General features: G+C 69.9%; 10 protein-coding genes. 2 read left to right on the top strand and 8 right to left on the bottom strand.

Annotated features, from left to right (window positions below; all coding sequences use genetic code 11):
- The first annotated feature begins 121 nt into the window (after positions 1–121).
- Both AB0H76_RS07650 and AB0H76_RS07645 read left to right on the top strand, forming a co-directional pair.
- Positions 122–991 (top strand): peptidylprolyl isomerase, encoded by an 870-nt coding sequence (locus AB0H76_RS07650; protein WP_357318799.1) that lies wholly within the window; start codon positions 122–124, stop codon positions 989–991.
- 480 nt (positions 992–1,471) lie between these two features.
- Positions 1,472–1,972 carry a hypothetical protein gene (locus AB0H76_RS07645; protein WP_357318796.1) on the top strand — a complete coding sequence of 167 codons (501 nt, stop codon included), beginning with the start codon at positions 1,472–1,474 and terminating at the stop codon, positions 1,970–1,972.
- A gap of 61 nt (positions 1,973–2,033) precedes the next feature.
- Here the strand turns inward: AB0H76_RS07645 and AB0H76_RS07640 are convergent, their stop codons facing one another.
- The 8 genes from AB0H76_RS07640 to AB0H76_RS07605 all read right to left on the bottom strand — a co-directional run bounded on the left by AB0H76_RS07640 (position 2,034) and on the right by AB0H76_RS07605 (position 12,353).
- A complete protein-coding gene (locus AB0H76_RS07640) occupies positions 2,034–2,420 on the bottom strand; it encodes a DUF4913 domain-containing protein (RefSeq protein ID WP_357318793.1) in 387 nt (128 codons plus the stop codon).
- The gene (locus tag AB0H76_RS07635) at positions 2,417–4,243 is read right to left on the bottom strand and encodes a TraM recognition domain-containing protein (protein ID WP_357318790.1); all 1,827 of its coding nucleotides are present in this window, start codon (positions 4,241–4,243) and stop codon (positions 2,417–2,419) included. The genes AB0H76_RS07640 and AB0H76_RS07635 overlap by 4 nt, the downstream gene beginning before the upstream one ends.
- A gap of 54 nt (positions 4,244–4,297) precedes the next feature.
- Positions 4,298–4,939 (bottom strand): hypothetical protein, encoded by a 642-nt coding sequence (locus AB0H76_RS07630; protein ID WP_357318787.1) that lies wholly within the window; start codon positions 4,937–4,939, stop codon positions 4,298–4,300.
- Between the two features lie 116 nt (positions 4,940–5,055).
- Positions 5,056–6,714 (bottom strand): peptidoglycan DD-metalloendopeptidase family protein, encoded by a 1,659-nt coding sequence (locus AB0H76_RS07625; RefSeq protein WP_357318784.1) that lies wholly within the window; start codon positions 6,712–6,714, stop codon positions 5,056–5,058.
- Positions 6,715–6,727: 13 nt separating this feature from the next.
- Positions 6,728–7,036 carry a transposase gene (locus AB0H76_RS07620; protein ID WP_357318783.1) on the bottom strand — a complete coding sequence of 103 codons (309 nt, stop codon included), beginning with the start codon at positions 7,034–7,036 and terminating at the stop codon, positions 6,728–6,730.
- 13 nt (positions 7,037–7,049) lie between these two features.
- On the bottom strand, positions 7,050–9,404 hold the full coding sequence (locus tag AB0H76_RS07615) for a hypothetical protein (protein WP_357318781.1): 2,355 nt from the start codon (positions 9,402–9,404) through the stop codon (positions 7,050–7,052).
- A 7-nt stretch (positions 9,405–9,411) separates the two neighbouring features.
- The gene (locus AB0H76_RS07610) at positions 9,412–10,902 is read right to left on the bottom strand and encodes an SCO6880 family protein (RefSeq protein WP_357318780.1); all 1,491 of its coding nucleotides are present in this window, start codon (positions 10,900–10,902) and stop codon (positions 9,412–9,414) included.
- Positions 10,899–12,353: a hypothetical protein gene (locus tag AB0H76_RS07605; protein WP_357320502.1), complete on the bottom strand. Its 1,455-nt coding sequence runs from the start codon at positions 12,351–12,353 to the stop codon at positions 10,899–10,901. The genes AB0H76_RS07610 and AB0H76_RS07605 overlap by 4 nt, the downstream gene beginning before the upstream one ends.
- Between the last annotated feature and the right edge of the window lie 3 nt (positions 12,354–12,356).

Raw genomic sequence — 12,356 nt, 5'->3', positions numbered from 1 at the left:
CGAAGTCCAACCGGTTACGAGCGCGCGCGCCGCGCAGGTTCTCAGGGAAGTGCACGGGTGTCTCAGGAAGGGATGGCACACTCTATCCCCGGAAGAACCGGAAAACGGGAGGAACGTGGTAGTGCCGACCAACGAACAGCGCCGAGCGGCGGCCAAACGCAAGCTCGAGCGCCAGCTGGCCAACCGTGCTGTGCGGGCGCGCAGGCGCAAGCAACTGACCATCGCCGGATCGGTGCTCGGCGTTGTCGTCGCGGTAGCGGCTGCCACCGGCGTGTATTTCCTGACCAAGAGCGATGACTCCAAGACCGACGACACCGCCGCCCCGGACGCCTCGCTGACCGCCGCCGCGCCGCCGGCCGCGAAGCCCAAGGCCGATCTGGTCAACTGCACCTACTCCGACAGCGCCAAGCCGGCCGACAAGCCCGCCACCAAGCCGGAGAAGGCCGAGGTGCCGACCACCGGCCCGAACGCCAAGATCAGCATGAGCATGGACACCAGCGCGGGCCCGATCGGCCTGACGCTGAACAACGCCGAGTCGCCGTGCACGGTCAACAGTTTCGTCAGCCTGGCCAACCAGAAGTACTTCGACGCCACCTCCTGCCACCGGATGACCACCGGTGAGGGCCTGAAGGTGCTGCAGTGCGGCGACCCGACCGGCACCGGAATGGGCGGTCCCGGTTACCAGTTCGGCAACGAGTACCCGACCGATCAATACGCGTCGGGCGATCAGAGTGCGCAGCTGCCGGTCGACTACAAGCGCGGCGTGCTCGCCATGGCCAACGCCGGCCCGGGCACCAACGGCAGCCAGTTCTTCATCGTCTACGGCGACTCCCAGTTGCCGCCGCAGTACACGATCTTCGGTTCGGTGGACGAGAACAGCCTGGGCACCCTGGACAAGATCGCCGCGGGCGGCAGCGACGACGCGAACGGCCCCGGCGACGGCAAGCCGATCACGCCGGTGGAGATCAGGTCGGTGCTGCTCGACAACTGATCGCGACACTCCCGATCAGAGCCATTGACTTCGGGCCCGGCACCGCTCTGGTGCCGGGCCCGTGGCGTATCCCCAGGTAGGCGCCCAAAAGGCAAGGCACACCTAATCATCCGGTAAGGGTGCCCTTAAACCTGATTAACTCCTGAACTTCCCGATGCGGGACGGAATTGTGCGATATATGCTTGATCCGGCACGTCCGTACGGTTGGTGCTGGCGTTTCTCGGGTAATCTCGAACCAAGGAGTACACGTAGCGTAGCCATCCCCAAATCACCAAGGGCGATCCCCTAGGGAAGCCGCGACACGAGTCCTCCGGGTGTCCACGTTTGCAGGCGGGGCATTGTCCAACGGGCTACAGTTCGCGCGGGCGATGTCCGGACGAAGCACCACAACATCCATAGTGATCACTGCAGCATCGGGGAGCAGCCATGTCCGAGGAACTGGACGACATCGGCCGAGAGACCGCGGCCATGATGAGGACTATGTTGTCGCTTGCGACTCTGGTCGCACTGCGTACCCGCGAGCGTGGTCAAAAAGAAGCCGAAGCCCGCGTGAAGGTCACCGAGGCCCGCGTCAAAGAGGCCCGGGAACTGCAGATCCGCGAGGCCCGCGACTCCAAGGCCAAAGACCCGCGCAACGTCGAGCTCGCCCGCATGGTCGAGAAAGGCGGACCGGCCAAGGGCATTTCGCTGGAGAAGGATCGCTTCTCCGCCCAAGCCCAGGACACGCGCATGGCGGCCAACGCCAGCGCCGCCAAGCAGCCGCTCGTCCGCTACGACTCCCAGGAACGCCGCCAGGCCATCGCGGCCCACCTCACCCGGCTCGGGGTGGCACCGGAATTGGCCGCGGTCCGCATGCTCATCGAGGTAGGGCAGGCGCAACCCCCGGAAGAGGCCGTACGGGCCCGTAACGAGGAAGCCAGGGCCGCCGCGGCCCGTGGCCGCGAGCAGGAAGCCCGCGGCCTGGAACGCGCGCGACAGTAGCGCTGAACCACCGAAAACGCCCGCTGCGCGCAGCGGGCGTTTTTCGTTGTGCGACTGGCGATCACATGCGGAAGTCGCCGATCGTCGGATCACCGAACATGCCCTGCGCCGGCGACTTCAGCGGCAGCGGACTGAGCATGTCCTTGTGGCCGTTGCGGACGCTGCAGTACTTGAACGGGCCGCGCGGATCGAACAGCTTGGTCATGTGCGGATCGGCGTGGTCGAGGAACCAGATGCTCAGGCCCGTACTGGGTTCGAGCCGGTAGTGCTCCCAGGAGCGCCACAGCGCGTCCAGCCGCGCCACCGCCTCGGCATGCTTCCACCACTCCGGGCACCACACCGTCTCGCTGATGTCGGTCACCTGACGCCGATAGACCAGACTCAGATAGTTTTCGACGAACTCCACGACATTGGTGTAGATCATCGGCTGTTGCTGCTGTTCGGTCACAGCGGACGAACCTCCTCTTCTCGCCCGGAGTCTTGGGGCGGAACGACTTTGGTCAGCTTGGGCGAGCCGATCAAGTCGGAGATGGTGGTCTTGCGGGTGGGATCGTGATGCGCGATCGAAGCCTTGACCTCAGTAGCGTAGTCGCCTTCCCACCAGGGAACCGTGCGAACAAGCACCGCCGGCTGACCGGAGGTGAACACGATCGCGCGCCCCTTGGGCAGGGTGGTGAGCGCGTGCACGGAGAACGTCTTGGACGCACCGAGCGATCGCGAATAACTCTTGCCGCCTTTGGATTCCGAGACCGACGCGGAGATCGACTCGAACTCGCCGATGGCCTCGGAGCGGTCGCGCAGGAAGTTCATGTCGTCGACGCCGCTGCCGAGCACCTTGATGTTGGCGGCCGACCAGAGCGCGAGCATGCCCGCGTCACCCCAGCAGCGCGCGCCCTGCGCCCAGGACTGCAGCACCGTCATCACCACGATGCCGCGCGAGCCGAAGTGGCTGTACTGCTTGGGCAGATCCTTCCAGCGCACCACGTTCGCGGCCTCGTCGAGCACCGCGAGCAACGGGATGGGCAGCCGCCCGCCGGGCGAGCGCGACGCCTTGCGCATGGCCACGTCCACGACCGCCTCGGTCAGCGCGCTGACCAGCGGTGCGGCCGAGCCGCGCCCCTCGAGCGAGAGGCTGTAGAGGGTGCCGTTGCGTTCCACGAACTCCAGCTCGTCGAACTGGCGGCGGTCCCCGCCCGGCAGCACCCACGGGTGCACGTTGGATAGCTGCAGGCAGCGGATCATCTTCTTCGCGGTGCCGAAGATGCCACTGCGCGTCCGGGGATCGGCGTTGTACTGCATGGCCAGACCGGAGGCCGTGTAGTCGTGGCTGGCCGCGCGCAGCAGCTCGATGGGCTCGTGGTCACCGGGGTTGGTGACCCAATCCCACACCTGCACGATGGGCCGGTGCGCGACGGCCGCGGCGAGGAACAGGCCGGCCAGCAGGTCTTCGGCCTCGGGGTCGAAGAACACGTCGGATTTCGCGCTGTCGTTGCCGCTGTCGGCGTCGGCGAAATGACCGGCCAGGCGGTGGGCCCGCATCTCGCAGCCCTCCCGGCGCGCGTCCACCCAGTCCAGCGGGTTCCAGTACCAGGTCGGGTCCTCGTCGGCGACGCCCTGCGGGTCGAAGACGTAGGTGGGGCTGCCCTTGTTCTCGCGCACGTCGCGGGTCGCGTCCACCACGTCGCGCTTGTTGGAGGTGGTGACCACGGGACCGATCGCGGACAGGATCGCCGGGATCACCCGCGAGGTCGACTTGCCCTGGCGCGGACCCCAGATGTCCAGGTGCAGATCCTCATAGGAGCCGTAGAGCATGACGCCGTCGGCGACACCGACGCCGATGGGCACGCCGGGGGCGTCCTTGTAGCCCAGCTTCATGCCGAGCTGCTCGGCCTTCTCCTTCACCCCGGCCTCGGTCAGCGAGGCGATGGCGCCGCCGTTGCCCATGTGCCCGGCCTTGTCGTCCACCGGGAGCTTGCCGATGGTCGCGCGCTTGGCCTTGCTCTTGCGGAACAGCAGGAACAGGCCGATCAGGCCGGCGATCACGATCAGGATGACCGTGGCGGGTTTGGGCCAGCTCAGCTCGCCCTTGACCAGCTCGACCACGATGGTGATCGGGTTGACCGGGACGTCCTGCCGGACCACCGCGAGCGCGTTGCCCAGATGCAACGCCACCCACAGCGCGCCCAGCAGACCCAAACCGACGTAGATGAGGATGAGGGTGTGATCGGGACCGACCGCAGCCGGGTCTGTCACCTTCTTTTTCTTCGCCATTCCTGCCTCCTCGATCCTTTCTGCCAAGACGCGCGGTACCGAAACTGTTGTGCGTCAGCGGTATGCGTCGAGCCGCCAGCCCGCCGGGGTGCGCACCACGGTGGCGATCACGGTGCTGGACGGGAGTGCTTCCTTGCGCCCGTTCGGGTAGACGACCGTCTGCTCGATGCCGATCTTGTACTGCTCGGTGTTCGGATCGGCGCCGGCGGGCGGCTTCTCCCCCGAGGCGAAGGCGAACGCCTCGACGACGGCTTTCGCCTTCGCCCAGTCCGCCCACTGCAGCGTCACCTTCGGCGCTGTTTCCACCGGGGCGGCCACGCTGGTCGGCGCCGCCCTGGTGGTTGTCGTCGGTGCGACGGTGGTCGCGAACGGGCCGACGCCCGTGGCCCGGGTACTGCTCGGGGCGGGCGCCTCGGTGGTGGTCAGCAGGGGTTGCGCGTCCAGCACCCGAATCAGACTGGGCCCCAGCCACTTCCGCGCCCGTTCCAGGGACGCGCCGGGCGCCTCGGCGGCGGGGCGCCAGGTGAAGATCTCCCGCAGCGCCGTCACCGCGACACCGTCGGGAGTGACCGGATCCGGCGCCGGGACGTTCTCGAGCAACCGGGTGGTGGACGTAGCGGACTGGGGCGCACCGGAATCCGCGTCCCCGCCGCGCGAGCAGCCCGCGCCGAGCACAGCCACGCTCACCACCAGCATCACCACCAGCTTTGCGGATGCAATCGGACTATCGGACACAAAACTCCTGTACTTCCAGGCTAACCGCCCGGAGCGCCGCTGTGCGGGTCCGTGCCCAACTCGCGGCCCGGCGTGTTTCACAGCACCCTCCTGGCGCGTGCGTCGCCGGGCACCGGCACCTCGCTGACGCCGCCGGCGCCCGCGGTTCCGGGCACGGCCTGGATCATCGTGCCGTTGCCGGAATAGATTCCGACCTCGGCGGGCCCGCGCGGCCCGAACGAACTGAAGACCAGGTCGCCGGGCTGGATCTTGCTCATCGACACCTCGGCGCCTGCCTCCCACTGCTGTTCGACGGTGCGGGCCAGGGTGACGGTGCCCGACGACGCCGCGAACACCGCCGCCGCGGTCAGACCCGGACCGTCCAGTCCGCCGCCGCTCGGCCCCTGCGGCCCGCCCGCGCCCCAGACGTAGGGCGTGCCGAGCCAATCGTGCGCGGCCTCCACGATCTGCGGACCGGCCGCGCCCTCCTCGGGGGTGAAGCGGCCCTGCGCACCGGGCGAGCGGTACTGCGGCTCCATCGAGAGGATGTTGCGGACGTAGGGCTGGGTCTCGGAGATATGCGCCGCATACTGATTCGGCATGCCGCCGGAGGCGAGCACCGCGCCCTCACCGGCGTTGTAGGCGGCCAGGGTGAGCGCGGTGACATCGCCCTGCACCCGCCCCTCGGAGATCCACTGGCCCACCTTGCCCGCGATGGCGCACATGTAGCGGCCCTGGCCGATGATGGCGTCGCCGTCGTCCCACACGCTGGCCACGCCGTTGCCGTCGGCGTCGATCACATACGGCTGCCCGTCGTCGGGATTGATCGACCTGGCGGTGCCGGGCAGGAACTGCGCCAGGCCCTGCGCGCCCGCCGGCGAGGTGAGGCCGCGCCGGAAACCGGACTCCTGCTTGGCCTGCGCGGCCAGCAGCGACGGGGTGATCTCGGGGCACAGCGAGCCCGCGCGGCGGTACCAGATCTCGAGTTCCTCGGGCACCTTGCCGTCGGCCAGCGCGCCGCCCTGCGTGCCGAAGCCGCGGCTGCACCGCGGGTCGGCCGAATACCACTGCGCGCCACCGAGATCCGGCGTCGGCGCGCCCTCGAGCCAGGGCACCGGGTCGATGTGGCGGCCACCGGTGAACCGGCCGCCGGGCACGATCTCGAAATGCAGGTGCGGGCCGCTGGACTCGCCCGCCGAACCGACCAGGCCGATCTGCTGGCCGGCGGACACGGTCTGGCCGACGCGCACCAGCACGCCGTTGTCCCACATGTGCCCGTACACCGCGGAGTAGCCGCGACCGTTGGTGTCGATGGAGTCGACCACGATCCAGTTGCCGAAGCCCGAAGCCGGGCCGGCCGCGACGACCTTCCCGTCCGACACCGAGAAGATCGGGGTGCCGTCGGTGGCCGCCATGTCGATGCCGCGATGCTCGCCGCCGCGCGAACCGAAGGTGTCCGATACCGTGAACGTGCCCGTGGCCAGCGGCATCGTCCGGTTGACCGCACCGGCGCCGGCGGCCAGCCGGGGCGTGGCACTCGCGGCCGGCGGGGCGGACGGATCGGCCGAGGTGGTTCCGCCCGCGCGCGGATCGCCCGGCGCCCAGCCGCCCAGCGGCGGCAGCGCGGTCTGGGAGGGGCCGAGCACGGCCGTCCCCTCGCACGGATCCTCGACCGAGGGCAGCACCACCACCAGGACCAGGGCCATCAGGCCGACCACGATGCCCATGGCAGCCCACAGCACGCCCCTGGCGTTCATAGCGTTCCGGGCTTCACGTCTGGCGGCGGGTTTCGTTGAGGGTGTCGGCCAGGGTGCGATTCATTTCCGCGGCGGCCGCCAATTGTTGTTGCAGCAGCGCGACTTTGCGCCGGAGCGCGGTCGCGTCCAGGCGATCGAGGGCCGGGCCCTCGGCGGCGCGCACCCAGTTGCGCACCGAGTTGGTGTGCACGCCGATCTGCTCGGCGACCACCCGGCAGGCCTCCGATTCGCTGCTCAGCTTGCCGGTCAGCGCGATGACCTGCTCGACGGCGGCCTTGCGCACCTCCGGCGACACTCTGCGATAGGACCGATGCGGCATCATGACTGGGTCTTTCTCACGCCGCACTCCCGGGCGAATCCGTCCCGCGCGCAGTCGATTCCGTGAATTCACTGAAGCGCGAGTTGGTGTCGTGGATCCCGCTCTCCCGCTCCGAGAGGGTGAACTCCATGTGGAACGGAATGCCGGGCCGGCGGTCCTCACCGATCTTGATGAGGAACTTGCCGGTGCCGGGCGGCGAGGGCCGCTGCTGGCCGGGCTTGAGCGCCTCACCGGTCAGCGCCTGGGGCGCGGACCAGCCGGTCACCATCTCGGTCTCCGCGGAGGTGAAGGGCACGATGCTGTCCAGCCGCTTGACCTCCTCGCCCGGGAGCGCGCCGAAGATCTTGGCGCGGGCGCGTTCCAGGAAGCCCAGCGCCTTGGCGATGGCGGCCTCCGAGCCCAGGGCCTGCAGGTCCTTGATGGTGTGGCTGATCATGATCAGCGAGGTGGCGATGCCGCGCTGCAGGCGGGTCAGCTCGTCGACGCGGTCGACCATGAAGTCGCCGAGGCCGAGCACCTGCCACAGCTCGTCCATCACCACCTGGAAGTAGCGCTGCGGACCCAGATCCGCGTCGGAGAGCACGTGCGCGGCCTCGACCGAGGCGAACCCGTCGGCCCAGCAGGCCAGCATCACCGCGGCTTTGAGCTTCTTGTCGCCGGTCGGGATGTGCGAGACGTCGATGCAGACCGCGACCGAGCTGGTGTCGATCGGCACCGAGGTCTGGCCGTTGAAGATGGCGCCGAACGGGCCCTGGGTGAGCGCGCGCAGCGAGCGGCGCAGACCCTTGATCGCGTTGTTGTACTCGTCCACGTCGTCCGCGCCGGCGTCCAGGCGCAGTTCGTCGCCGCCCGCGACGATCACCTCGAGCAGGTTCTCCATGATCGGCGGCTGGTCCGGGGTGTAGCCGCTGCCCGGCTGGTAGAGGATGCGCAGCGCGGTGGCGATGAGGGTTTCCTCGTAGTCGCGCACGCGGGCGCCGCGCACCAGTTCCACCAGACCGGCGATCAGGGTGACCTGCCGGGCCCGCAGATCCTGCAGCACTTGCAGTTGCAGCGGCGGGAACTCGTCCAGCATCGGGACCACCGAGCCGAGCACGCCCGCGGCCAGCGGGTTCAGCTTGCCGTGGCCGTAGCCCAGGTCGATGACCTGGCCGCCGACCAGTTCCACCATCTTGCGGTAGTCCGGTTTGACGTCGGCCAGGATCAGCGGCGTGATGCCCTGCGCGACGCCGCCGAGCACGATCCGGCGCACCAGCGAGGATTTGCCGAAACCGTTGAGGCCGAGCACGAACAGGCTGGGCGCGGTGATGAAGCTGCCGCGCAGGAACCAGTTCATCGGGTCGAAGCAGACCGGCGCGCCGGTGTGCAGGTGCGAGCCGAGCGGGGTGCCGATCAGCGGCGCGCCCGCGCCGACCGACCACGGCCACAGGCCCGCGACCTGGGCGGTGGTGGCGCGGTATTCGACCGGGCGGCCGACCACGTTCATCCGGCCGCCGCCCGCGCCGGCGAAGCCGCGGTCGGTGAGTTGCGCGGTGGTGCGGTCGAACCCGTCGACGATGACCTGTTCGGCGCGCGCGGCGTAGTTGCGCCGGCGCATGTCGTCGGTGCGGACCCGGAACGCGGCCCAGGCGGCGCGCGGGCCGTTGCCCTCGCGGCTGGCCACCTCCAGCCGGGACCGGGTGGCCTCGTCCAGCAGCGCGGGGCCCTGCCGGGTCCGCCGGTCCGCCTTGGCTTTCGCGCGCTTGGCCGCCTTGTCCGGCACCGGCGTGCCCATGGCGCGGTCGGCGGCGTAGTCGATCTTCTCGGTCCGCGGCGTCATGCGGTCCTTGCGGGCCTGCGATTCCACCCGCGGCTTGGCCGGACGGTCGGTGCGCGCGGCGTGCGCGCCCCGTTCGCCGCGCGGCGGCCGCGGGACGGCGGCGTCGCGCGAGGGCACGCCGGGTTCGGTGCGACCGCCGGAACCGCGTGCGGCCCTCGGCTTGTCGGCCGCCGGGCGCTCGGCCCGGGACCGCTCCGGACGGGGGCTCTCCGGGCGCGGGCGGCGCTCCAGGGGCTCGCGGCTCGCCCGGCGATCCCGCTCGGAGAGTTCCTCGGCGGTCCGGCGACGATCCGCGCCCGGCGCGGCCGGCTTGGCCGCCTCCGGTGCGCGGGGCGCACGACGACGATCCGGCATCTCCTCGATGCCCGAGCGCTGCCGCACCCGCGGCGCCTCGGGCCGGCCCGGGCGGTCACCGGCCGGCAGCAGCGTCCAGTCGTCCTCGCGGCGGGTGCGGCGGCCCGCCGCCTCGTCGCGTCCGGACGCGCCGGGCTCGGCGGTACCCGAACTCCCCGGCTCGCCGCCGGGGCCGCGCAGATCGTCGTCGTGGTCCATGAATCGCCTACCCCGCCAATGCCTTCGGAATGGTCGCGTGCTCCGGCAAGATCACCCCGCAGCCGAGCGAAGCCGCGAAGGCCGCCGACTGATAGCGGTAACACCGCCGGATCTTCAAGCGCGCCTGTGTGGACAGATCGCGCGTAATGGCTTCGATGCGCGGCAGGTCGCCACGCAGTGGCTCGGTGATGGTCACCAGCGCACCGAAGCGGGTCACACCGTGACCCCGGGCCTGCTCCTCGCGGGCCTGCTGGGTGGCGCCCACCCGCAGCGTCGCGGCCGCCGAGACGACACCGCGCTCGCTCTGCTGGGCCACCAACGCGTTCTTGAAGTCGTCGTCGACGATCTCGGCGGCGTCGGCGGCCGAGTGCGGCCGGTACACGATGGCGATCCGCTTGCGCGGCACCTCCGGGTTCGGCGCCAGCAGCCGCTGCAGCACCCGCTCGTCCACCGCGCCCTCGGGCGCGGCGTCCATCTCCCAGGTGACCGAGCGGCCACCGTCGTGGATCAGGTGATCCCACTTCTCGTCGTGCGAGACCGGGCCCGCGTCGGCCCAATCCAGCCCGTGCCCTTCGGGATCCGACGCCGCGACCTCGAGATCGGCCTGCGAGGCCGGGTCGTAGCTGCGCCGGATGAACCCGATCACCTCGTCGGCCGACATCGGCTGCGCCCGCACGCCCGCCTCGGCCAGGGCCGCGCAGATGCCCGGCAGCCGCCGGCCGATCTCGACGGCTTCCTCGGCCGGGTTCTTGCGGCGCTCGGCGGTGGTGGCCTTGAACGTGATCGCCACCCGCGGCAGCAATTGCACCCGCTCCTGCGGCAATTCGGTGGCCAGCTCGTACATCACCTGCTGGGCCAGCTCGGGGGCGTCCGGGCGGGTGATGGTGGAAACCTCGGTGAGCAACCGGTTTCCGGTCTCGGGGACGGTGTCGATGACCGGCACCACCGCGACGATGTCGGAGGTCTGGCCGACCGAGGCCAGGAAGGTGCCCCAGGCCGAGACCCAGCGGTCGATCACCGGCTGGTCGACCGCCTCGTGGCCCTGCGGCCAGGCCCGCAACACCACGGTGTACTGGGCGAATTGGGGCAGGTGGATCATGCCGAAGCTGTAGCCGCCGGCGTCGATGCCCTCGTAGAGCTTGGACGGGGCCAGCAGGCCGGGCAGCCGGGTGACGCCGCCCGGGATCCGGGAGAACCGCCCGCCGCGGTACACGTGCTCGCCACGATTACGCGAGCGCATCCAGTTGAACATCATAATTCCCGTCTCGTAGCCGGAGCGCCCTCCGGTTCGCCACACCAGTGGCACCATCACCAGAACGCCGAGACCACCGACGATCAGACCCCATTTGAAACCGCCGACCATCGCGGTGATCAGCGCCGTGATCACCACGACGAAGCCGATCACGGTCTCCTCCCAGCGCAGGCCGAAAAGGCCCGCGCTGCGCGGCTTCTGCCAGAGGCCGTAGGAACGGCGCTCGTAGGTATCCGTAATCGTCATCGCGGAATGGTGCTCCTCCCGAGGTCGGGCGAACGGTTCGCCCAACGGTCACCGGCCATGTCTCCCATGCTTTGTTCGGCATTGCTGAGCCCGCTCGTCGCGGCTCTGGCCGCGCCGATGCGGCCGGCCGTACGCGCCGCACCGGACGATACGGCCGTCGCGCCGCCGGGCCCGGAGGCGCGCGGTGACTCGCCCGTAAGTGCTTGGCCGCCACCGCCGCCGGGCCGGGGCGGCGGGACCGGACGCGGTGCGCCACCGCCGCCGCGCGGGCCACCCGCGCCACCCGGCGGACCGCCGGTGCCACTGCCGCTGACGTAACCCGGCCGGCCGGCCGCCGCGGTGCCCTTGACGCCGACGGCTTTGGTGCCCATCGCGCCGAGCGCGGCCGCGGCGACCAAGGTGCCGCCCGCCGCGGTCAGACCGGAACCGCCGGAGCCGACGATCGCGACCGCCGGGGTGACCAGGCGCATCAGCGCCGGCAGCACGAACGCGACGCTGCACAGCAGCACGATCGCGACCAGCATGCGCTGCGCCTCTTCACCTTCGGGCAGACCGGTGGTCGAGGTGAGCCCGTCGACGTGCCCCGCGGTGGTGAACGCGATCATGTAGACGATCGCGGCCACCGGTTTGTACAGCATGAACGCGATGATCCAGCCGACCAGCTTCTGGTAAGAGCTCTTACCGATATCCATGCCGGAGGAGGCCGCCGCCAAGGGCAGCACACCGGCCGCGACGATCAGCAGACCCTGCCGCACGATGGCCAGCACGATCTGAGCCAGCGCTCCCAGCAGGCCGACGATCGCGATGATCAGCACCAGACCCGGCGAGAACGCTTGCAGCTTCGAGGTTTTCACCATCAGCTCGGCCAGATCCTTGGCGTTGCCGTTGGTGGAGTCGTTGATGATCCACTCGGAGAAGCGGTCCGAGGCCTGGGTGCCCGCCACGATGATGGCGCCGAGCATCCAGGAGGAGAACACCACCCGGGCGAACATCCGGAAACCCTCTTCGGCCTCCCCCGAGACGCCGCCGCGCCGGGCCGCCGCCAACCGGCCGCCGGAGATGATCACCGAGGCTATCAACAGCATTATCTGTATTTGATAGGTGTAATCGTTGATCTTGGTGAACAGCGAACCACCGTCACTGGCCGCCTCGTTCGGGACTTTCATCCAGAACGTGAGCGCCAGGATCAGCGCCTCGCCGAGCCCGTTCATCAGCGAGTCGACCACCTTGCCGAAGGTCGAGTCCCACGCCTTGTCGCGGATCGCCGCGGCGGCCTGGTCGGGATGCGTGCCGGCGTTGCCGCCCTTGCACACCGCCGAGGCCAGATCGCCGAGCGAGGGCGTGCCCGGGATGCCGACGTTGTCGAGGGTGTCGTGGATCTCGTTGCATTGCTCGTCGAAGCCGTACTGCGCGTAGGCCACCGTCGGCGAGGCGATCATGACGGTGAACATCAC

This window comes from Nocardia sp. NPDC050712, from assembly GCF_040654295.1.
In the GTDB taxonomy this organism is placed as follows: Bacteria; Actinomycetota; Actinomycetes; order Mycobacteriales; family Mycobacteriaceae; genus Nocardia.
This window is presented reverse-complemented; position numbering and strand designations above follow the sequence as displayed.